Raw genomic sequence first — 19,614 nt, 5'->3', positions numbered from 1 at the left:
GCAGTCAAAATTTTTGCGCTTAAAATTAAATAATATTGAATTACTACACTGAACTATGTCAAATTATCGCAGAGCGATCGCCTCTGGAAGTACATTCTTTTTTACACAGGTAACTTACCAAAGAATCCCCTGGCTATGTAGCGATATAGCGCGAGAAAATTTACGCAAATCCATGCGGCGAGTTCAGCAACTTTATCCTTTTTCAATTGAGGCGATCGCTCTCTTGCCTGAACATATTCATTGTATCTGGACTTTACCGGAAAATGATAGTAATTATGCCATCCGTTGGCGGTTAATTAAAAGTTTTGTTACCCAAAGTTGTGCAGAACAGTTAAACATAACAGCCGAGATGAGTGAATCTCGCCAAAAACGCCAAGAAGGTAATTTATGGCAAAGACGATATTGGGAACATTTAATTAGAGATGAAAAAGATTTTGCCAATCATTGCGATTATATCCATTATAATCCTGTCAAACATGGTTTATGCCAATCTCCCAAAGAGTGGCAATATTCAAGTTTTCACCGTTTTGTTAAACAAGGAATTTATCCAGCAGATTGGGGAAGTATTCAAATACCAAATATACCTGACAATATTGGGAGCGAATAACCCATATTCTGTAGGGTGCGTCAGCATAAATTCATTTTCGTGATGAAATATTCTACCCAAGCTGACGCACCCTACTGGCTTCCTGAAATAGTATACCCAAGCTGACGCACCCTACTTACTGTAGTAATGTGATACACTCATGGAGTAAAACTTATCTTCACACATAAATGTATGGGTTGGGATTTAAGAGATTTTCAACGAATCAGCCTCTCCAAAGGTTTGCCAGATTCAAGTGTGTATTGCAAAGCTCTGTCTTATAAATACAGTAAGGCTTTAATACTGACTGATAAATATCAGGAGACATGGACAAATTTTTGGGCTTCACATTCGCAAATAAGTAATGAACAACCTTATCTTAACGCTTTCATACAAGCTCAACTTGAATCTGAAACTTATATAGAAGCTGCTTTGCAGAACTTGCATTCTATAGCAGACATTGTATGTCAAATTATTAATGTAGTGCTTTTGGAATCTGTATTAGACGAAGCTGAAGTAAATGTAAATAAAACTATTCAGGAACTTAATGATAGAAATCTAAATAAGGTCAAGATTACTCTTGAGAATCTTTGTAACTCATATGAGTTTAAATACATTGCTGCTTTTGTGAATACTATTAAACATCGTCGTCTTTTAGATACCGAATATCATGCAGAATTTGGTCTGGGTAAGGAAAACACTATGGGTATCCGTTTTCAAGCTTTCACGTATAATCGCCCAAAAAAGCCTATCGATAACTATCCTGTTATTTTAGCCAGCACTATAATTGAAGCCTATATGCCGAAAATAAAAGCTCTTATTGAGTCTTTAGGTATGGCGATAGAGGAAAGTATTTGAGTTAATAATGTTTATCTAATAACTTTTGAAGCAAACTATCAGATGCCCAAAAAGATGTATTTTTAAGGCTTTGAATAGCGACGGGTAAATCGATGAGCTTCATTGTTGCTGCTTGGTCTAAAATTCCTAAGATACCTGTGATAGCTAAACCTCTATCTTTAGCAATGCGTCTTGCTTTCATGTCGTCTAGGATAAGTAAGTCTGCATTAAGTTCTTGGGCTAGTAAGATAGCCTCAGTTTCACCAGGATCAAGCAAATTTGCAATCGCATCCGCAGTTTGGCTAACAGGTTGAATTTTTAGCCAACTTGGTGGGTTTCTAATCCAGGCTTGAACAGGTGGTGGAGCAAATTTATCAGATAGCTCGGTGTAAACTGCTTGCGGAATGATAATTTCCTGAAATAGTTCAGCTAGGAGATTGATTTGCTCAATCAAAATTAGGTAGTTGATTGGAGAAGTGTTAGAGACAATAATCATTCAGCACCTAGTATGTTACGAATTGCTTGAACATCTTGTTCTAGGTCTTCTTCAGTATAAGGTAAATAGGCTTGTTCACGTTTAAGAAATTCGTAAGTTTCCCATCGGGAGGAAAAGTTCAGTATTCGGTGGACTTCGGCTGCTCCAATGCGATCGCGGCGATAATTATCAGCTACAATGAGTTCCAAAACCCGGCGAGAAATATTAGCGGGTTGCACTTGTAATTGATTGGCTATATCATCTGGGAGTTCAATGATAATTTGCATGATTGATGTTCCTTTATTAACTTAGACTTTATGCACACATTTTAACTACGCTTATATACTAACTCCATCTTTAACTTCTCAATCTCCATTCTCAACCTTTCATTGTCCATCCTCAATTTAGCATTTTCCTCTTTAATCAACTCAAACTCATTCCGTTTAGTCAACGCCTGATTAATTGCCAGTTTCCGCATATCTAACGAGAACCAACGCTGATAGGTTTGCGTATGCACTTGCACGCTATGACCTAAATTATCCGCCGCCGCTTTGATTGGTATGCCTAGAATATGGGCGCGAATTGCCCAGGCGTGACGTAAATCGTAAGGTTTAAAATCTAAGCCGATTTTGCGAAACCACCAACTTACTCGTTGGGTTAATGCTGTTATTTCTGCATGGTTATTATTATCTTTTTTACTAATTGCTGTTGCCAGCATTTTTAAATATTTCGGGTTTCTTAAATCAAACTCATCAATCCATTCTTTATGTAAGGGTAATGCTTGCCTTTCCCCCGTCTTACAATCTTTATGCACCTTCCATGTCAAGTCTAAATTTTCCTTGCTTAACCACCAATCAATATCAGGGTTAATAAAAATTTCTCTCGGACGTAAACCAAATACAGCTAACATTCCATACGTCCAGCGCCACAGTTGCCAGCTATCTTTCACATCTTGGTTAACTTGATTGCCTCTAGTAGTTAAATATTCTTCAAATTTGCTAATTCCTGATAGTATTTCTGCGTCTGTGGGAATGTTGCGCGAATTGCGATCGGGCATTTTCGCATATTTGGATAAATCAATTTCTATATTGAAGGTTTGGCAAAAGGAAGATATAGCTCTGGCTGCATTATACCTAGCCCATTCTTTATCAATTTGCTCAATTGAATTGATGAGATTTTCCGCAGTTGCTAAATCTTGGGGATTTGTGTAGCGTTGAGTGCGGGAAAAATAATAGAAAAATGTATGTTCGCTTTTTGTGGTGCGTTTATGGGTTTTAAAATATTCTTCCTCGAATTTTTCCAGTAACTCACCTATGGTTCTTACATCTTTTTTAGTCGCTTCTTTGCCTAAATATTTATCATTCCATTCAAAGGTTTTACGAGCGATTAACTTACCTAATTCGTAAGCTTCTTCCTCTGCCGTTTTCAACCCATCTAAGTTTGCAGGGATATTCAAACTGAGATTGTATTGCTTTCTCCCAGTTCCCTTTGTGTCTTTATCTCCGGGTTTAATTGGTAACGTTGCTCTCAATTGCAGACTTCCGTTAGATTCCCGGATTGATACTTTGGTCTTTGCAGACTTCAAACGCAGATTTACTTTTTCTAATTCTTCTAGGACTTTTGCTCTCATGTGTTCTCTTTGCTGCTGTGCTTGCAGACTTGAGCCGAGAAAACTGCCGTCGGTAGATGAAAGTGGCTCTAAGTCTGCAAAGGCTTGTTGATATTTGTCTTGACCCTGATTTTCCATCGCTGTGGTATTAGCCTATATTTAGCCTAAAAATTAATTTGTTCTCGGCAAACAATGTTTATGACTAACAATGCCCAATATAAACATTAAGCCGCGTAAAGCTATTAAACCACAAAAAGGATTACTCCGGCCCTTATCACGGTTACGACGGATTCGCTATCTTCGCCCGTGACATGGATTTAGCGCTCAACAGCCCCACTTGGGACTTAATCGGCGCTCCTTGGAAGAAAGCTGCTACAAAAGCTAAGGCTGCTGCCTAATTCCTTGAAATAGAGGGATAGCCTGGGGTTATAGCCCCAGGAACCCAGGGGAGAATGGTGAATGCTGAATGCTGGATGAAGATTTTTATTCAATATTCATGATTCATCTCTCGTTACTACCTTGAGGAAGGAGTTAACCCCCCAGGCTATCCTCACTCATCACTTACACACCAACCAGCAAGCGTAGAGAGATACTAAAATGCCTCAGAATCCAGAAAGAATTGTAGACCACGTTGATCTATTCAAACAGCCAGAATACACCGAGCTATTTGAAAACAAGAGAAAGAACTTTGAAGGCGCTCACCCTCCTGAAGAAGTTGAAAGAGTGTCTGAATGGACAAAATCTTGGGACTACCGGGAAAAGAACTTCGCTCGTGAAGCTCTAACCGTTAACCCCGCTAAAGGTTGTCAACCAGTAGGCGCTATGTTCGCGGCTCTGGGTTTTGAAGGTACTCTACCTTTCGTACAAGGTTCTCAAGGTTGTGTAGCTTACTTCCGTACACACCTCAGCCGTCACTACAAAGAGCCTTGCTCCGCAGTATCTTCTTCCATGACAGAAGACGCAGCAGTATTCGGTGGCTTGAACAACATGATTGAAGGTATGCAAGTTGCGTACCAATTGTACAAGCCCAAGATGATTGCTGTTTGCACCACCTGTATGGCTGAGGTTATTGGTGACGACTTAGGCGCGTTCATCACCAACTCTAAGAATGCTGGTTCTATTCCTCAAGACTTCCCCGTTCCCTTCGCTCACACACCTAGCTTCGTTGGTTCTCATACCACTGGTTATGACAACATGATGAAGGGTATTCTGTCTAACTTGACAGAAGGTAAGAAGAAAGCTACCAGCAATGGCAAAATCAACATCATCCCTGGTTTTGATACCTATGTAGGTAACAACCGCGAAGTTAAGCGGATGCTGGGTGCAATGGGTGTTGACTACACCATTCTTTCTGATAGCAGTGACTACTTCGATTCACCCAACACTGGTGAGTACGAAATGTACCCAGGTGGTACTAAGCTGGAAGATGCTGCTGATTCTATCAACGCTAAGGCAACAGTTGCTCTCCAAGCTTACACCACACCCAAGACCCGCGAATACATCGAAACCAAGTGGAACCAAAAGACTCAAGTATTGCGTCCCTTCGGTGTTAAGGGTACTGACGAGTTCTTGACTGCTATCTCTGAATTGACTGGTAAGGCTATTCCTGAAGAGTTGGAAATCGAACGCGGTCGTTTAGTTGATGCTATCACTGACTCCTACGCTTGGATTCATGGTAAGAAGTTCGCTATCTACGGCGACCCCGACTTGATTATCTCCATCACCAGCTTCTTGTTAGAGATGGGTGCTGAACCTGTACACATTCTCTGCAACAATGGCGATGAAGCTTTCAAGAAAGAAATGGAAGCTATCCTCGCTGCTAGCCCCTTCGGTAAGGAAGCTAAAGTTTGGATTCAAAAAGACTTGTGGCACTTCCGTAGCTTGTTGTTCACCGAGCCTGTAGACTTCTTCATCGGTAACTCCTACGGTAAGTACCTGTGGCGCGATACTAAGATCCCAATGGTACGCATTGGTTATCCTATCTTCGATCGCCACCACTTACACCGCTACTCTACCCTCGGCTACCAAGGTGGTCTAAACATCCTCAACTGGGTTGTTAACACTCTTCTGGATGAAATGGATCGCAATACCAACATCACTGGTAAGACCGATATCTCCTTCGACTTGATTCGCTAGAAATTGCTTACAGCTTGCCATTGACAGGTAGAACTTAGGGACTGGGGACTGGGATTTATACCCAATCCCCAGTACCCAATATCTAATACTCTATTCACTTGAAATTCCTTAAGTATGCCATCAACTCAAATTCATCACCATCATCCTAATTTACATCCACCAAACTATAAGAAGCCTAGCCCATTTGATGTTGTGCTTCGCCCTTTGCGTGGTTGGATTGATAATTTTCCGGTTAAAAATGTTCGTTTCGCTCATCTTGTCTGTCAAGTAATTCCTTGTTGTTGCCCTTTTGAGCGAGACATTAATTTATTTGGAAGAACTATCCACATTCCAGCTTTGTGTAAATTCAATCCTCTCTATGACGAGTTTGTGGGATTGCGTTTCCGCGCTTTATCTTATTTGGCTGATGAATGTGGAGTGGATGTGACAAAGTACATTTGCTAGAGGCTAGAGGTTAGGTAATAGGGGGGGAAAGTTTTCTCTTACTTTTTGTGTTTCCTAATTAGCCGTATTTCTTGCAAAAGTCGAGTTTATTTTTAGAAAAATGAAACCATTGATACATAATAATTAATCATAGCAAATCGTAAGGAAAATTACAAATTTTTTATTTACGATTTGGATGTGTATCTGGTTTAAATAAGATTTTTGCAAGAAGTTTATTAAGAACGGTCATCAGTGAATTGATTGATAATTTATCACTGTTTACTGATGACTGATAACTGATATCAAGTCCGCTTGAATACTTATCATATTTTGGGGGTTGGTAACTGGTAATAGGTAATAGGTAATAGGTAATAGGTAATAGTAGAAAGCAATTACCTATTACCTATTACCCATTACCGACAAAACCAACGATATCGTAAGTTTTTAGCCGGACTTGATATGACAATCAACAATAGCGATCGCCTACGAGAAGAGAGATGAAGAATACCCAAGGCAAAATCAACGAGCTACTGAATGAATCAGGATGCGAACACAACCAGCACAAAAACGGCGAAAAGAAAAATAAGTCTTGTACACAACAAGCACAACCAGGGGCGGCTCAAGGGGGCTGTGCTTTTGATGGGGCGATGATTGCGCTTGTACCCATCGCCGATGCTGCTCATTTAGTGCATGGGCCGATCGCCTGCGCTGGTAATTCCTGGGGTAGTCGCGGTAGTCTCTCTTCCGGCCCCCAGCTTTACAAAATGGGCTTCACTACCGATATGTCAGAGAATGATGTCATTTTCGGCGGTGAAAAGAAACTCTACAAGGCAATTCTGGAAATCAATAAACGCTACAAACCATCGGCGGTATTTGTCTACGCGACTTGTGTGACGGCTTTGATTGGTGATGATATGGAAGCTGTCTGCAAAACTGCGGCAGAAAAAATTGGCACTCCTGTTATCCCTGTAATTGCTCCAGGGTTCATTGGCAGTAAGAACTTGGGCAACCGCTTTGGTGGTGAATCTTTATTAGATTATGTTGTGGGAACAGCAGAACCAGAGTACACTACTCCCTATGATATAAACTTAATCGGCGAATATAACATCGCCGGGGAAATGTGGGGAGTCCTGCCGTTACTCGAAAAATTGGGTATTCGCGTCCTGTCGAAAATTACAGGCGATGCTCGATTTGAGGAAATCCGCTATGCACACCGCGCCAAGCTGAATGTGATGATCTGTTCACGGGCGCTGCTCAATATGGCGAGAAAAATGGAGGAAAATTACGGCATCCCCTACATTGAAGAGTCTTTCTATGGCATCGATGATATGAATCGGTGTCTGCGGAATATCGCCGCTAAATTGGGCGACCCTGATTTACAAGAGCGTACAGAAAAGCTAATTGCCGAAGAAACAGCAGCTTTGGATTTGGCGCTGGCTCCCTATCGCGCTCGTCTCAAGGGTAAGCGAGTCGTACTCTATACAGGCGGTGTCAAGAGTTGGTCTATTATCTCGGCGGCTAAGGATTTGGGTATAGAGGTTGTGGCTACCAGCACCAGAAAGAGTACAGAAGAAGATAAAGCTAAGATTAAACGGTTGTTGGGTACTGATGGCATCATGCTAGAAAAAGGCAATGCCAAGGAACTTCTACAACTGGTAAAAGATACGCAAGCTGATATGTTAATTGCTGGTGGTCGTAACCAATACACCGCCCTAAAAGCTCGGATTCCTTTCTTGGATATCAACCAAGAACGCCATCATCCCTACGCTGGTTATGTGGGAATGATTGAGATGGCGCGGGAATTGTACGAGGCTCTGTATAGTCCTATTTGGGAACAAATCCGTAAGCCTGCGCCTTGGGATGAAGATATGGGGACACTAGCTCACGAATACACAACAAATCAACATCCTATTTTGGCATCTATCGAGGAGTTAATTTGATGGCGATCGTTACCCTCCCCAATAAATCAGTTGCAGTCAATCCCCTCAAACAGAGTCAAGCTTTAGGCGCTTCTCTCGCCTTCTTGGGATTGAAGGGGATGATTCCTCTATTCCACGGTTCCCAAGGTTGTACAGCCTTCGCCAAGGTGGTGTTAGTCCGCCATTTTCGGGAAGCCATTCCCCTGGCGACTACGGCGATGACGGAAGTAACTACCATTTTGGGTGGTGAGGATAATATCGAGCAGGCGATTTTGACTTTGGTGGAGAAGTCCAACCCGGAAATTATCGGTTTGTGTAGCACTGGACTAACTGAAACCAGAGGCGATGATATTGAAAAATTCTTGAAGGAAATCCGCGATCGCCATCCTGAAATATCCCACCTCCCAATTGTATTCGCGCCTACACCAGATTTTAAAGGGGCGTTGCAAGATGGATTTGCGGCGGCTGTGGAAAGCATCGTCAAGGAAATTCCCCAACCCGGTACAACCAGAAGCGAACAAGTCACAATTTTGGCTGGTTCCGCCTTCACCCCCGGAGATTTGCAAGAAATCAAAGAGATTGTCACCTCTTTTGGACTTGTACCGATATTCGTACCTGATATTGGTGCTTCTTTGGACGGACACCTAGAAGACGAATATACGGCGATAACAGCCAGTGGGACAACGGTAAAACAACTCCAAGAAGTTGGTTGTTCTGCTTTTACTATCGCCTTGGGTGAGAGTATGCGCGGTGCGGCGAGGATTTTGGAAGATAGATTCAATATTCCCTACGAAGTCTTTACCGAACTGAGTGGCTTAGAACCTGTAGACGAATTTATCCAAGCCTTAGCAATTCTCAGCAGCAACCCAGTACCAGAAAAGTATTGCCGTCAACGTCGCCAGTTGCAAGACGCGATGTTAGACACACACTTTTACTTTGGTGCAAAACGCATATCCTTAGCGTTAGAACCGGACTTGCTGTGGTCGATGGTAAGATTTCTACAATCGATGGGGACACAAATTCACGCAGCCGTTACTACCACACGCTCACCCCTATTAGAACAACTACCTATCAAGAGCGTGACTATTGGGGATTTAGAAGACTTTGAAGAACTGGCTGTGGGATCAGACCTGCTCATTGGTAATTCTAACGTAACAGCGATCGCCAAACGTCTTTCCATCCCCCACTATCGTCTCGGTATCCCCATTTATGACCGTTTAGGTAATGGTCATTTCACCAAAGTCGGCTATCGCGGCTCAATGGAAGTCTTATTTGGCATCGGTAACTTATTTATAGATGCAGAAGAAGCGAGAGTTAAGAACTTTCACGAGAATTTTGTAAGTGGTAATGGGTAATAGGTAATGGGTAATAGCCAATTACCTATTACCTATTACCAATCACCAATTACCAATTACCAATCCCCAAGGAGTAATCAGAATGAAAATAGCCTTTACAACTAGTGACCGAGTTCATATTAACTCGCACTTCGGTTCTGCAAAAGAAATTGATGTCTACGAAATTGACGAAAACGGATATCAATTCTTAGAAACCTTGAACTTTGAAGGCGACCTCAAAGAAGATGGTAACGAGGATAAAGTTGCACCAAAACTTGCTGCATTAGCTGATTGTGCGATTGTTTATGTAGTTGCTATTGGTGGAACTGCTGCTGCTAAATTAATCAAAAAAGGTGTCACTCCTGTAAAGGCGCGTTCCGAAGAAGAAAAAATCAGCGAACTCCTGAATAAATTAGTGGAAACTCTCAAAGGTAATCCTCCACCTTGGTTGCGGAAAGCATTGCAACCAAAAACCAGAAATTTTGCTGATGAACTTGAAGATGAAGCAACAGTATGACAACCGAAAATAATTTAAACGGCACTGCTGCTAGTGTTGTTTCTACCTCTCCATTTCTGAAAACATTAGTCCTACAAATTCGTGGACAAGATGCTTACGGAGTATATCGTAGTTGGTCTGATGATTTACTCCTCAAAGCGTTTGTAGTTTCCAAACAGAAGAAACGGGAAATTTCGATTGAAGGCGAAGTTGACCCCGTAACTCAAGCGCGAATTATGTCCTTCTTTCGTGCTGTAGCCGCCAGAATTGAACAAGAAACAGGCTTAATTTCTCAAGTTGTCATTGACTTAAGCCACGAAGGTTTCGGTTGGGCGTTAGTCTTTTCTGGTCGTTTATTACTCACCGTCAAAACCTTAAGAGATGCACATCGCTTTGGCTTCGACTCCTTAGAAAAACTAGCGGAAGAAGGCGAAAAGTTTGTTGAAAAAGGACTCGACTTAGCCAAACGCTATCGAGAAGTGAGCAAGTTGTAAGAGGTTTTTAAACGCAGAGGGGCGCGGAGGTTTTCGCAGAGGAAAGTGGAGAGTTCCTTCTTTCCTTTTGCGCCTTTGCGCCTTTGCGTGAGGCATTTATAAACCATTTCACACCATGCAAATAGAACAAACAACCATAGAGGAAATCAAAACCAAAATCAAACGCCTCAACAGCAAAGCCGGACAAATGAAAATGGATTTGCACGACTTAGCAGAAGGTTTGCCCACAGATTACACAAAAATCATGGAAGTTGCAGCCGCAACTTATGAGATATATCGTCAGCTAGATGAACTCAAACAAGAGTTAAAGCAATTGGAGAATGCGAAATGACTAAGAGTTTAGAAGAATTTAAAAAACTCGTAGATGCAGAAGAATTTTTAAAATTCTTTGAACTTCCCTACGATGTAAAAATTGTCAATGTTAATCGTTTGCATATTTTGAAAAAGTTCTCGCAACTTATCAGCGAAATTGATACTAATCATCCAGAGTTAAGTGATCAAGAAAAGTTAAACCAATATTCATTAGCTTTGCAATCAGCTTATCAAGTATTTGTAGAGTCATCACCGCAAGAACAAAAGCTGTTCAAGGTGTTTAAGGATAAGCCAAAAAATGTAATCACGCTAACAGAACTCTCGTCTGATTAGGAGGTATAAAGTGATCAACCTAACGCCTACCGAGTTAGAACGTTATAGCCGCCAAATGATGCTCCCTAATTTTGGCGAAGCAGCACAAAAACGTCTGAAGTCAGCAACGGTTTTGGTGACAGGTGTGGGGGGATTAGGCGGTACGGCGGCGCTTTACCTAGCAGTAGCGGGCGTTGGGCGACTAATCCTCGTCCGGGGCGGTGATTTGCGTCTGGATGATATGAATCGTCAGATTTTGATGACTGATGATTGGGTAGGTAAGCCAAGGGTATTCAAGGCGAAAGAAACCCTACAAGCTATCAATCCTGATATCCAGATAGAAACAATTCATGACTATGTGACCCCGGAAAATGTAGATTCATTGGTACAATCTGCGGATATGGCGCTAGATTGCGCTCACAATTTTACTGAGCGTGATTTGCTCAATGCAGCTTGTGTGCGCTGGCGGAAACCAATGGTGGAAGCGGCGATGGATGGGATGGAGGCTTACCTGACAACGATTATTCCTGGTGTGACTCCTTGTTTGTCTTGTATCTTCCCGGAAAAACCGGAGTGGGATAGACGCGGCTTTTCTGTTCTCGGCGCTGTCTCTGGGACGTTAGCTTGTCTGACGGCGTTGGAAGCAATTAAGTTGATCACTGGCTTTAGTCAACCGCTATTGTCGCAATTACTCACCATTGACTTGAATCGGATGGAGTTTGCCAAGCGTAAATCATACCGCGATCGCGCTTGTCCAGTCTGCGGTAATAATGCACCTTGGAGATATGGACAATCCAATTCAATGGAAACCAGCAGCAATTGCACACATAGCTAATACAAATACAATCTAGCAGGTGATGGCTTTATCAATTCGTAATTCGTAATTCGTAATTAAGAAGATTTTATTTCATCCTCTTAATTTTGAATTTTGAATTTTGAATTGTTACTACTTGTATTCGCTCAACCAATCAAATTACTGATTGTGTAGATGCAAGGTAGCGTGTCAGGAGACATGGCTTTGCTCATCACTACAAATACCCACACCTGAAAACACAACAACTATTCGCTACTAATCAGGAGATTTGATGACCGTTACTTTAACAGAAAAGGCTGAATTTCGTCTAAGAGCCTTCCTTCGAGGTTCGGCTAAAGATGGCGAAGAAACTACTAAAGGTATTCGCGTATCTGTCAAAGATGGTGGTTGCAGTGGCTATGAGTATACAATGGATGTCACCAGCCAGCCGCAACCAGATGATTTGGTAATTCAACAAGGTAGTGTATTGGTTTACGTCGATGCGAAAAGCGCTCCTTTGTTGGAAGGAATTGTCATCGATTTTGTAGAAGGGGTTGTAGAAAGTGGCTTTAAGTTCTCTAACCCCAATGCAACCAGCACTTGCGGTTGTGGAAAGTCTTTCAAAGCAGGTGACTGTTCTCCCGAAGGTGTACCTTGTAGCTAAATAATATCAAGTCTGGTTAATTACTGACGATATGCTTCGTCTAAGGTGGTAATGGGTAATAGGTAATAGGTAATTGTTTTTTATATTACCCATTACCCATTACCTATTACCAACTCCACAGAGAATATCGGTGTTTAACCAGACATGATAAAAAGTCTTCCTGTAAACAAAATGGATACTTGCTTCTCATCAATTGCAATGTCCACTTTTGCATCGCTTCTCGAATATTTCAGGGAGTAACTTCGAGAAATCAATCGCATCCTATAAATTGAGGAGAATCGGAAAATGGCTACTTATCAAGTTAGATTAATCAACAAGAAAGAAGACCTCGACACTACAATTGAAATTGATGAAGATACTACAATTGTAGACGGTGCAGAAGAACAAGGTATTGAGTTACCTTTTTCTTGCCATTCTGGTTCTTGCTCTAGCTGTGTAGGCAAAGTTGTTGAAGGTGAAATCGACCAATCTGAGCAAATCTTTTTAGATGATGAACAGATTGCTAAAGGCTTCGCTTTACTTTGCGTCACCTACCCCCGCTCCAACTGCACAATTAAGACTCACCAAGAACCATATCTCGCTTAATCAATTGCTGTAGTCGCTACTATTTACAGCTTTTGAAAAGTAAAGCTTACATCAGGATGAATAATATATATCATCCTGATTTTTTATAGTTTTGCGTTGGAACTGGACATTACAAATGTATTCTCCCTTCACTGTAACTAGCAGTTCTTTGGAGTTGCTGAAAGTTGGCGATCGCGCTCTAGTCAAGTTCTGCAATATTCAAGACAAAAATATTCTCAAAAAACTTAATTCACTCGGTTTAACAACAGGAGTAATGATTTCTGTACAACAAGATTTTCCTTCTTTAATCATTACAGTAGGTACTATCTTATTAGAAATAGATAAAGCACTAGCTCGCTCTATCTACGTTCGTCTGCTTTAAGAGATGATTTATAAAGTAAACCTTAAATTGCCGGGTGCATTAAGCGCTGATTTAACGCACTGTATTTGCTGGTGCGTTACGGCTAATTCTTAATTTCGCCAACGCTCAAATCCTGAAATAGCTGTAACACACCCTACTTAATATTTACTTTATAAATAACCTTTAAACTTGATTTTTAATTTGCTTTTCTATTATACAGCAAATAACAATTATTAATCCTTAATAAATAGAGACATTATCTGAAAATGTCTCTATTTATCAAATCAAGCTAATTTACTTCTTCAGTGTTTTTTAATCAATAGCAATTATCACATCTGAAGACTTAATTAAAGCGTAAGCTTGCTTACCCTCAGAAAGTTCTAACTTGTCTGCTGATGATTTTGTGATAATCGAAACTATCTCTACCCCTGGGGCTAGTTCTAAAGTTACCTCTGTATTAATTGCACCAGGAACTACTTTTTTAACAGTGGTTTTTAAGAAATTACGAGCGCTAACTTCCATATCTTAAGGTATCTAGCTATTTACACCTGATAGAATACCAATCTTTACAGTAAATCAAATCACCCCTTTAGATTGTTTTAATTATTTCGCTAGATATAAATTAAACATTCAAACATATGGTTACTTAATTTCTCTAAGTAGTCAGGTAGCTATTGAAACGCTATATTATAATTTTATAATTGACATCTATAAGGAAAGATGTTAGATAATCACAGCCTGATTTTCTAGTAAAAACAGTGAATCATCATACAATAAAATTGTCAAAATAATTGCTTTTGTAGTAATTTTTAAGTGCTTTTAATCAATGTATATGGTGATTGTTATAAACATTCATGTTCCCAAGCGCTCAGAGTGATAATATATAAGTAAGCTAAATTGTTGCTAGTGAACCTCAACTCAACAAAAAGCGACTACAGGGTTATCTCAGACATTCCTACCTTAATAATGGTCAAACTCAAAAATTGGGTAGAAGGTCACATATCTTCAAGATGATACTCTCGGAATGCTGCGTAAATATTCAGACAAAAATCACCAGATTTATTAAGGCGTGTAATAAGTTTAATACTTATTAATAGGTGTGTTTAATTACCTTAAACGTTTTTTAGTTGGCGTATTTTGAGATAAATACGCAAGCTATGCAAAAGCTGTTTGGGAAGAATTACAGCAGTTTAGAAATAATTTCCTTGCAAACATAAGGAGCAGTAATTATGAGAGCCAAACAAATTATGACTCAAGATGTAGCTACAATTCGCGGCTCCGCTAGTGTAGCTGAAGCGGTCAGACTAATGAGGCTCAAAGGACTGCGTGCTTTGATTGTCGAACCTCGTCATAGTGCTGATGCTTATGGTATTGTCACTGTGGCTGATATCGCAGGCAAAGTTATTGCTTATGGAAAAGATTCAGACAATGTACGTGTCTATGAAATTATGAGCAAACCCTGCATCACCGTCGATCCTGACCTTGATGTAGAGTATGTAGCTCGTTTATTGTCAAACAATAATTTGTGGTGTGCGCCTGTAATTCGCGGTGAATTAATGGGTGTAATCTCTATTACTGATATTGTTAGCAAAGGTGACTTTATTGCTAAACCAAAACTAACCTTTTTACGGAAAGAATTGCACAAAGCTATCTCCGATGCGCGGGCAATTTCTGCTAACTTTGGCGCAGATTCTAAAAGAGCGGTTGAGGCTTGGGATTTAGTAGATGAACTAGAAACGGAAGCCTGCTTTTATGGCTTACCAAAACCAGATAAATCTGCTAGAGAGCTATTTGCTGATAAGCCAGAGTTAGTAGCAGTTGGTTAGGAAAAGGTAAGGGATGATAGTAATTTCTGTCATCCTGTAATCTTGGTGCTATTTAGACTAGGGTTTTACAACTCTAACCAATAGACTTATATAGCCTTGTTTTTATTAATGGTGGGACAAACCCACCATTATATTTGCTTTGCAATATTGTTGCAGAGTAACAGTTTTGCATTATTAATTAAGTTCGTAGTAAGAACTTTAGTTCTTATTTAAGGACTAAAGTCCTTACTACAAGCCTTATCAAGAGTTAATTATGAAAGAGAACAGTAAATCGGATTTGAGTGTTACCACTAGAGAATGGTTGCTACAAAAAGGATACAATCCTGATGACTTAAATCAGCTTGGGGAAAATGGCGATACTGCTTTGATGAAAGCTACAAGAGAAGGTGTGAATGATGTCGTCAAGGAATTGATTAATTTAGGTGCGGATGTTAACGCTAGAAACAACGACAATAACAACGCTTTGTGGTTTGCTTGTTTTGGGAACCACTACGATTTAATTCATCTACTACTAGCAGCAAAAATTGATATTAACAACCAAAATGATAACGGTGCGACTGTTTTAATGTATGCCGCATCGGCAGGAAAAACAGAAGTAGTAAAGTTACTTCTACAATATCATCCTAACCTATATTTAAAAAATTTGGATGATTTTCAGGCTATAGATTTCGCTAGTAATGTAGAAGTTTTAAAGTTGCTGAAAAATGCCACAAAGTGATGTTTTCGGTAAAGCCTATCATAATGCCACTAAGCATTCATACTTGTCGGTGCAGGTTGAGCCAAATTATGTAGATGCGTCAACTCAACCATCGGCATTTAAAGTTTATCCCAAGTTCTATCGCCGAGTGAAATTAAATCTCAATAATCCCATTCACTCTTTTATCTGGTTAACCAGTGCTGTTACTTTTGAGAAGGTATATAACAGTGATTCCTACAAACTCAGGGTAAATCCTTCAGCAGGCGCACTGTACCCTACTGAGATATATGTACAGATTCGCGGAATGTCGGAAATAGTAGATGGGATATATCATTTAGAAGTTGAGAATAATTGTCTAACTCTCATTTATGAATTAATTGATGATGGTTTAGAGAGTTATATTATACCAGGAAAAAGTATAAATGGATTCATTTTTTTAGTTAGTTCTGTTTATTATAGGTCTAGCTGGAAATATAAACAAAGGAGCTTGAGATATTGCTTGCTAGATAGCGGACACCATTTAGGTGCTGTTGCTGCTTCAGCATATCTGCATGAGCGAAATATTCAGCTAATTTTTGATTTTGATAAACTCACTCTCAATACAGATTTAGGTTTTGAGAATAAAGAGTTTATTACTGGTTGTGCGATATCTGGTGAACTTCAGGAAAAGCAAGTTAGAAAATTAAGACTGAAAGTTCCTTTTGTTTGCGGCACAGATTATTTTGAAGCTAATCAATTTATAGAGGATAGCTATCAAGCGACGGCTGTGCAACCAAGTCGCCAGCAAAAATTAAAACAGCCTAAGTTTAATTTTGAGCAGGATAAATTCTACCAAACTATCTGGAACAGACGCTCGATTAGGTGTTTCCGGAAAGAGTTGATTTCGCAAGAACATTATTTATATGTCTTGCAACTACTACAACAGCCAATCCCAACAAAACAGTATGAGGAGATAGAACTCTACTCGGTGGTACATCGAGTTGAGGGAATGATATCAGGGTTATATAAAGGCGTGAATTTGATTAAAACAGGTAACTTTTGTGAACAAACTGGTTACTTGTGTGTGAATCAAGCACTAGCAAGAGATTGTGCTGTGGTTTTCTTTTTTGTGTCCGAATACACCAGTTATCAAACTGCAATGCAGTTGGCTGGTTTTTTAGGGCAAAGAATTTATTTGGTTAGTAATTATATAGGCATTCAATGTAGTGGCATTGGTGCTTTTTATGATGATGAAACCCAACAATTCTTACAAACAACTAAAGATGTGCTTTATGCAATGGCAATTGGAATCTAAGTAGGATTGTAACAGATGAGTCGGCAAAGATTTTCTTTTAGTGGTGATGATTCCCATCCTATGCAGCCAACTTCGGCTGATATTATGTTGAGACAGCAATTAGAGTATTCTTTGAGTAAATACTTTTATGAAGGGTGCGATCGCACTTTACAAAATCTCCTCTCTAATTGCAGATGGTATGTGACAACCCAAGCCAACGCCATGACTTTGGTAATCGAATGTCCAGATCAAGTCACCAACTGGCGGGTATTGCAAAAACTCGTACCAATGGGTAAATTAATCAATCAAATCGTCAGCAGCGCCAAAATTCGCGTCTGTCCCCCAGAAAGCGAAGGTGTACCTTTTGAGATGAGGGTAGATGAACTTTCTGTGTATCGAGATATGGCTTGACTGGGAGATGGGGGAGATGGGGGAGATGAGGGAGATGAGGGAGAAGAAATTTACCCAGTCCCCAGTCCCCAGTCCCCAGTCCCTAATTACAAATTATTTCTACAGCTTTCTCAAACACTAAATCAGCAGCTTGTTGAACAACAGGACTTAATTCTAGTCCAAAATCAAGATTAGCTGCTTCAATTAAATAAACTGTCACATCTTGCGGAAAATCATCTTGAAAGATTTTCTTCCCGGCGGCTAACGCATGATCCCAACGAAAATCATGTAAGTTATAACTAGGTTCCGGTAAAGCTGCTAATTCTTCACCAGGAACCTGAAAAACTGCGCCAGGTTCCGCACCAGTGGAACTTGCATCAATAATCACTAATTTTGTACTACCTCTAGCTTGAAACATTACCTCCATCCCTGCGGTTCCGCAGTCGTAGACTTGCACATTTGGGTGGGGATTTTCGGCTAGATATTTTTGTAGGCGTTGTACGATAATTACACCTACAGCATCGTCACTGCGATTAAGATTTCCACAACCGATAATAGTGAGCATTTTTATTTATGATAAACCCGCATCTCGACGTTTCCAAAAATCATCTCTTGCTGCTTGTTCTGCTAAAAGTTTACTTCGCTTTACTTCATCTAAATTAGCTTGTAGATTAGTAATGATAGCTTTTTCTATCTCCAAATATTTAATACTACGAACAGTATGAACAGGCTGTACAAGAGATACTAAAGCTGCACCAAATTTAGTGATCCTTATTTCCTCTGTCTGACCAGAGTACCGCTTACCAGTTTTAACATACCAAGCAAACATTTCACAGTTATTAAAGTGAATATTGTAAACTCCAAATTTATCAGTATATTCGTTGACACGCTTCAGTTCTTCTTCTGTTAAGTCAACTTTTCCCTTCCACTCGACTCCGGCTGGCCCCCAACCCACAGAATTATTAAAATTACCGTCTTCACTTAGATAATAATGGCGTGCAATGCCCAATGTAGAGTTAATGGGTATACTGTAAATACTAAGCATAAGTAATGTAATATTTTTAGAGTTATTAATTATATACCGCTTTAATCACTTTGGGTAGATAAAAATAGTTGTATGTTGGGTTGAATGAGACCCAACCTAGCCCTGAGTTGAAAAACTATACATTGTGTTAGATTTATCGAGTAAGTATATCAATTACAATGAGCTATGAGCTTTAGTGATGTAGTCGAAGCTATCAAAACGCTTTCGTTTTAAGAAAAAGAAGAAATTCAATTGTTACTACAGCAGTATGTTATGGAAGAACGCCGAGAGGAAATATATAATAACTACAAAGAAACCAAGCAAGAAGAAAAGAATGGCGAATTAAAGTTTACTACTAATATTGAAGCAATGAAACAAATAATGGAAGAGGGATGATAGAGTGCGATCGCCTAAATAATCCCCGCCTGTTGAAAGATTTGCTCAGGTGTAATTTGTAGTCCTAAAAATAGAGAATCTTCTAACCTATCTTGACCACGTTTGGTTTGCGGCGTAGCATCTGGATAAAAAATAGTCACAGTTTTTGCTCTAGAGTCAATAACCCAAACTCTCTTAACTTGAGCCTTGAGATAATCAGTAGCTTTTTCTATCATCTCCCCAAAAGTTTGCCCAGGAGAAATAATTTCAATCACTAATTCAGGGGGAACAGGACAAGCCTCATCTTTTAACCAATCAGCAGAAAGATTGTCATAAGAAATATAAACTAAATCTGCTACAGCAACCCAATCTTGTTGATGTCTTGTGAGTTTAATACCCCACTCAATGACAACTCGCCCCTTACCTTGCGCCCAAGCAGACAATAGTATAAATAATGCACCTGTGATGGAACTATGAAAAAATTTTGGCGACATTTCACTGTTTTTAAATTTGGCAACAGCTTCTGCGTTAATTAGTTCGTAGATCACTTCTCCTTCGGGGAGCGCAAAAAATTCTTCTAAGGTGAGTTGATTTTTAAGTTGAGTCATAGTTACTTATGAGGATAGGATGACTCTATTGTGATGTAGTTGTCTATATTAGTATACACCAATCTTTGATGATACGTAACTCCCCGCCTTCTTTCAGAAGTTAGGGAGT

The 19,614-nt window shown here is 39.9% G+C and carries 26 protein-coding genes and 1 pseudogene; 20 read left to right on the top strand and 7 right to left on the bottom strand.

All coding sequences use genetic code 11. The annotated features are described in order from the left end of the window. Positions 1-55 precede the first annotated feature (55 nt). Both H6G83_RS04145 and H6G83_RS04140 read left to right on the top strand, forming a co-directional pair. Entirely contained in the window at positions 56-607 is a 552-nt protein-coding gene (locus H6G83_RS04145) for an REP-associated tyrosine transposase (protein WP_190467397.1), read from the top strand. A 171-nt stretch (positions 608-778) separates the two neighbouring features. Continuing rightward, the gene (locus tag H6G83_RS04140; RefSeq protein ID WP_190467393.1) at positions 779-1,441 is read left to right on the top strand and encodes a hypothetical protein; all 663 of its coding nucleotides are present in this window, start codon (positions 779-781) and stop codon (positions 1,439-1,441) included. A gap of 1 nt (position 1,442) precedes the next feature. Here the strand turns inward: H6G83_RS04140 and H6G83_RS04135 are convergent, their stop codons facing one another. Genes H6G83_RS04135 through H6G83_RS04125 form a run of 3 tightly spaced genes read right to left on the bottom strand, consistent with a single transcriptional unit; the run spans position 1,443 to position 3,642 of the window. Next, positions 1,443-1,916, bottom strand: a complete 474-nt coding sequence (locus H6G83_RS04135) for a DUF3368 domain-containing protein (protein ID WP_190467390.1) — start codon at positions 1,914-1,916, stop codon at positions 1,443-1,445. Next, entirely contained in the window at positions 1,913-2,182 is a 270-nt protein-coding gene (locus tag H6G83_RS04130) for a UPF0175 family protein (RefSeq protein ID WP_190467387.1), read from the bottom strand. The genes H6G83_RS04135 and H6G83_RS04130 overlap by 4 nt, the downstream gene beginning before the upstream one ends. Positions 2,183-2,223: 41 nt before the next feature. Then, positions 2,224-3,642, bottom strand: coding sequence for a site-specific integrase (locus H6G83_RS04125; RefSeq protein WP_190467384.1), 1,419 nt, complete (start codon positions 3,640-3,642; stop codon positions 2,224-2,226). Positions 3,643-3,752: 110 nt separating this feature from the next. Between H6G83_RS04125 and H6G83_RS36340 the strand changes: the two are divergent. The 13 genes and pseudogenes from H6G83_RS36340 to H6G83_RS04065 all read left to right on the top strand — a co-directional run. Further along, positions 3,753-3,902: pseudogene (locus H6G83_RS36340) on the top strand (nitrogenase molybdenum-iron protein subunit alpha); the annotation flags it as partial. A 199-nt stretch (positions 3,903-4,101) separates the two neighbouring features. After that, complete coding sequence (nifK, locus tag H6G83_RS04120; RefSeq protein ID WP_190467382.1) at positions 4,102-5,640, top strand: nitrogenase molybdenum-iron protein subunit beta; 1,539 nt, start codon at positions 4,102-4,104, stop codon at positions 5,638-5,640. Between the two features lie 114 nt (positions 5,641-5,754). Next, on the top strand, positions 5,755-6,084 hold the full coding sequence (locus H6G83_RS04115) for a Mo-dependent nitrogenase C-terminal domain-containing protein (protein WP_190467380.1): 330 nt from the start codon (positions 5,755-5,757) through the stop codon (positions 6,082-6,084). A 476-nt stretch (positions 6,085-6,560) separates the two neighbouring features. Further along, complete coding sequence (nifE, locus tag H6G83_RS04110) at positions 6,561-8,003, top strand: nitrogenase iron-molybdenum cofactor biosynthesis protein NifE (protein WP_190467377.1); 1,443 nt, start codon at positions 6,561-6,563, stop codon at positions 8,001-8,003. Continuing rightward, positions 8,003-9,337 carry a nitrogenase iron-molybdenum cofactor biosynthesis protein NifN gene (gene nifN, locus H6G83_RS04105; RefSeq protein WP_190467375.1) on the top strand — a complete coding sequence of 445 codons (1,335 nt, stop codon included), beginning with the start codon at positions 8,003-8,005 and terminating at the stop codon, positions 9,335-9,337. The genes nifE and nifN overlap by 1 nt, the downstream gene beginning before the upstream one ends. 82 nt (positions 9,338-9,419) lie before the next feature. Further along, positions 9,420-9,833, top strand: coding sequence for a nitrogen fixation protein NifX (gene nifX, locus H6G83_RS04100; protein WP_190467372.1), 414 nt, complete (start codon positions 9,420-9,422; stop codon positions 9,831-9,833). Continuing rightward, the gene (locus tag H6G83_RS04095; protein WP_190467369.1) at positions 9,830-10,306 is read left to right on the top strand and encodes a NifX-associated nitrogen fixation protein; all 477 of its coding nucleotides are present in this window, start codon (positions 9,830-9,832) and stop codon (positions 10,304-10,306) included. The genes nifX and H6G83_RS04095 overlap by 4 nt, the downstream gene beginning before the upstream one ends. A 115-nt stretch (positions 10,307-10,421) precedes the next feature. Then, complete coding sequence (locus H6G83_RS04090) at positions 10,422-10,637, top strand: CCE_0567 family metalloprotein (RefSeq protein ID WP_190467366.1); 216 nt, start codon at positions 10,422-10,424, stop codon at positions 10,635-10,637. Continuing rightward, positions 10,634-10,951 carry a nitrogenase-stabilizing/protective protein NifW gene (gene nifW, locus H6G83_RS04085; RefSeq protein ID WP_190467362.1) on the top strand — a complete coding sequence of 106 codons (318 nt, stop codon included), beginning with the start codon at positions 10,634-10,636 and terminating at the stop codon, positions 10,949-10,951. The genes H6G83_RS04090 and nifW overlap by 4 nt, the downstream gene beginning before the upstream one ends. Positions 10,952-10,961: 10 nt before the next feature. Beyond that, the gene (locus tag H6G83_RS04080) at positions 10,962-11,765 is read left to right on the top strand and encodes a HesA/MoeB/ThiF family protein (RefSeq protein ID WP_190467360.1); all 804 of its coding nucleotides are present in this window, start codon (positions 10,962-10,964) and stop codon (positions 11,763-11,765) included. 250 nt (positions 11,766-12,015) lie between these two features. Next, a complete protein-coding gene (locus H6G83_RS04075) occupies positions 12,016-12,387 on the top strand; it encodes a HesB/IscA family protein (protein ID WP_190467357.1) in 372 nt (123 codons plus the stop codon). 285 nt (positions 12,388-12,672) lie between these two features. Then, the gene (locus H6G83_RS04070; RefSeq protein WP_190467355.1) at positions 12,673-12,972 is read left to right on the top strand and encodes a 2Fe-2S iron-sulfur cluster-binding protein; all 300 of its coding nucleotides are present in this window, start codon (positions 12,673-12,675) and stop codon (positions 12,970-12,972) included. 115 nt (positions 12,973-13,087) lie between these two features. Next, entirely contained in the window at positions 13,088-13,333 is a 246-nt protein-coding gene (locus H6G83_RS04065; RefSeq protein ID WP_190467352.1) for a FeoA family protein, read from the top strand. A 291-nt stretch (positions 13,334-13,624) separates the two neighbouring features. Here H6G83_RS04065 and H6G83_RS04060 read toward each other — a convergent pair whose 3' ends face one another. Next, positions 13,625-13,834 (bottom strand): TOBE domain-containing protein, encoded by a 210-nt coding sequence (locus H6G83_RS04060; protein ID WP_190467349.1) that lies wholly within the window; start codon positions 13,832-13,834, stop codon positions 13,625-13,627. 707 nt (positions 13,835-14,541) lie between these two features. On the opposite strand from H6G83_RS04060, the gene H6G83_RS04055 reads away from it, so the two are divergent. The 4 genes from H6G83_RS04055 (at position 14,542) to H6G83_RS04040 (ending at position 17,519) form a co-directional block, all read left to right on the top strand. After that, positions 14,542-15,138: a CBS domain-containing protein gene (locus H6G83_RS04055; RefSeq protein WP_190467346.1), complete on the top strand. Its 597-nt coding sequence runs from the start codon at positions 14,542-14,544 to the stop codon at positions 15,136-15,138. A gap of 253 nt (positions 15,139-15,391) precedes the next feature. Next, positions 15,392-15,856, top strand: a complete 465-nt coding sequence (locus tag H6G83_RS04050) for an ankyrin repeat domain-containing protein (protein WP_190467332.1) — start codon at positions 15,392-15,394, stop codon at positions 15,854-15,856. Next, a complete protein-coding gene (locus H6G83_RS04045) occupies positions 15,843-17,129 on the top strand; it encodes a nitroreductase family protein (protein WP_190467329.1) in 1,287 nt (428 codons plus the stop codon). The genes H6G83_RS04050 and H6G83_RS04045 overlap by 14 nt, the downstream gene beginning before the upstream one ends. 15 nt (positions 17,130-17,144) lie before the next feature. Then, on the top strand, positions 17,145-17,519 hold the full coding sequence (locus H6G83_RS04040) for a hypothetical protein (protein ID WP_190467325.1): 375 nt from the start codon (positions 17,145-17,147) through the stop codon (positions 17,517-17,519). 82 nt (positions 17,520-17,601) lie between these two features. Here H6G83_RS04040 and H6G83_RS04035 read toward each other — a convergent pair whose 3' ends face one another. Both H6G83_RS04035 and H6G83_RS04030 read right to left on the bottom strand, forming a co-directional pair. After that, positions 17,602-18,063, bottom strand: a complete 462-nt coding sequence (locus tag H6G83_RS04035) for a hydrogenase maturation protease (protein WP_190467322.1) — start codon at positions 18,061-18,063, stop codon at positions 17,602-17,604. Positions 18,064-18,069: 6 nt separating this feature from the next. Then, the gene (locus tag H6G83_RS04030; RefSeq protein ID WP_190467319.1) at positions 18,070-18,543 is read right to left on the bottom strand and encodes an NC domain-containing protein; all 474 of its coding nucleotides are present in this window, start codon (positions 18,541-18,543) and stop codon (positions 18,070-18,072) included. A gap of 252 nt (positions 18,544-18,795) precedes the next feature. On the opposite strand from H6G83_RS04030, the gene H6G83_RS35790 reads away from it, so the two are divergent. After that, positions 18,796-18,918 (top strand): hypothetical protein, encoded by a 123-nt coding sequence (locus H6G83_RS35790; RefSeq protein WP_277876277.1) that lies wholly within the window; start codon positions 18,796-18,798, stop codon positions 18,916-18,918. A 14-nt stretch (positions 18,919-18,932) separates the two neighbouring features. Here the strand turns inward: H6G83_RS35790 and H6G83_RS04020 are convergent, their stop codons facing one another. Next, the gene (locus H6G83_RS04020) at positions 18,933-19,505 is read right to left on the bottom strand and encodes a Uma2 family endonuclease (RefSeq protein WP_190467316.1); all 573 of its coding nucleotides are present in this window, start codon (positions 19,503-19,505) and stop codon (positions 18,933-18,935) included. Positions 19,506-19,614: the final 109 nt, after the last annotated feature.

This window comes from Anabaena azotica FACHB-119 (assembly GCF_014697625.1).
In the GTDB taxonomy this organism is placed as follows: Bacteria; Cyanobacteriota; Cyanobacteriia; order Cyanobacteriales; family Nostocaceae; genus Trichormus; species Trichormus azoticus_A.
The sequence above is the reverse complement of the archived record's forward strand: the minus strand, read 5'-3'. Positions and strand labels throughout refer to the sequence as shown.

Bases quoted from the DNA above. Each gene is read 5' to 3' on its own strand.
- H6G83_RS04065 (WP_190467352.1), top strand. From the start codon at position 13,088: ATGTATTCTCCCTTCACTGTAACTAGCAGTTCTTTGGAGTTGCTGAAA.
- H6G83_RS04145 (WP_190467397.1), top strand. From the start codon at position 56: ATGTCAAATTATCGCAGAGCGATCGCCTCTGGAAGTACATTCTTTTTT.
- H6G83_RS04060 (WP_190467349.1), bottom strand. From the start codon at position 13,834: ATGGAAGTTAGCGCTCGTAATTTCTTAAAAACCACTGTTAAAAAAGTA.
- nifX (WP_190467372.1), top strand. From the start codon at position 9,420: ATGAAAATAGCCTTTACAACTAGTGACCGAGTTCATATTAACTCGCAC.
- H6G83_RS04090 (WP_190467366.1), top strand. From the start codon at position 10,422: ATGCAAATAGAACAAACAACCATAGAGGAAATCAAAACCAAAATCAAA.
- H6G83_RS04140 (WP_190467393.1), top strand. From the start codon at position 779: ATGGGTTGGGATTTAAGAGATTTTCAACGAATCAGCCTCTCCAAAGGT.
- nifK (WP_190467382.1), top strand. From the start codon at position 4,102: ATGCCTCAGAATCCAGAAAGAATTGTAGACCACGTTGATCTATTCAAA.
- H6G83_RS04020 (WP_190467316.1), bottom strand. From the start codon at position 19,505: ATGACTCAACTTAAAAATCAACTCACCTTAGAAGAATTTTTTGCGCTC.
- H6G83_RS04115 (WP_190467380.1), top strand. From the start codon at position 5,755: ATGCCATCAACTCAAATTCATCACCATCATCCTAATTTACATCCACCA.
- nifW (WP_190467362.1), top strand. From the start codon at position 10,634: ATGACTAAGAGTTTAGAAGAATTTAAAAAACTCGTAGATGCAGAAGAA.
- H6G83_RS04050 (WP_190467332.1), top strand. From the start codon at position 15,392: ATGAAAGAGAACAGTAAATCGGATTTGAGTGTTACCACTAGAGAATGG.
- H6G83_RS35790 (WP_277876277.1), top strand. From the start codon at position 18,796: ATGGAAGAACGCCGAGAGGAAATATATAATAACTACAAAGAAACCAAG.
- H6G83_RS04130 (WP_190467387.1), bottom strand. From the start codon at position 2,182: ATGCAAATTATCATTGAACTCCCAGATGATATAGCCAATCAATTACAA.
- H6G83_RS04040 (WP_190467325.1), top strand. From the start codon at position 17,145: ATGAGTCGGCAAAGATTTTCTTTTAGTGGTGATGATTCCCATCCTATG.
- H6G83_RS04095 (WP_190467369.1), top strand. From the start codon at position 9,830: ATGACAACCGAAAATAATTTAAACGGCACTGCTGCTAGTGTTGTTTCT.
- H6G83_RS04070 (WP_190467355.1), top strand. From the start codon at position 12,673: ATGGCTACTTATCAAGTTAGATTAATCAACAAGAAAGAAGACCTCGAC.
- nifE (WP_190467377.1), top strand. From the start codon at position 6,561: ATGAAGAATACCCAAGGCAAAATCAACGAGCTACTGAATGAATCAGGA.
- nifN (WP_190467375.1), top strand. From the start codon at position 8,003: ATGGCGATCGTTACCCTCCCCAATAAATCAGTTGCAGTCAATCCCCTC.
- H6G83_RS04045 (WP_190467329.1), top strand. From the start codon at position 15,843: ATGCCACAAAGTGATGTTTTCGGTAAAGCCTATCATAATGCCACTAAG.
- H6G83_RS04135 (WP_190467390.1), bottom strand. From the start codon at position 1,916: ATGATTATTGTCTCTAACACTTCTCCAATCAACTACCTAATTTTGATT.
- H6G83_RS04030 (WP_190467319.1), bottom strand. From the start codon at position 18,543: ATGCTTAGTATTTACAGTATACCCATTAACTCTACATTGGGCATTGCA.
- H6G83_RS04075 (WP_190467357.1), top strand. From the start codon at position 12,016: ATGACCGTTACTTTAACAGAAAAGGCTGAATTTCGTCTAAGAGCCTTC.
- H6G83_RS04035 (WP_190467322.1), bottom strand. From the start codon at position 18,063: ATGCTCACTATTATCGGTTGTGGAAATCTTAATCGCAGTGACGATGCT.
- H6G83_RS04125 (WP_190467384.1), bottom strand. From the start codon at position 3,642: ATGGAAAATCAGGGTCAAGACAAATATCAACAAGCCTTTGCAGACTTA.
- H6G83_RS04055 (WP_190467346.1), top strand. From the start codon at position 14,542: ATGAGAGCCAAACAAATTATGACTCAAGATGTAGCTACAATTCGCGGC.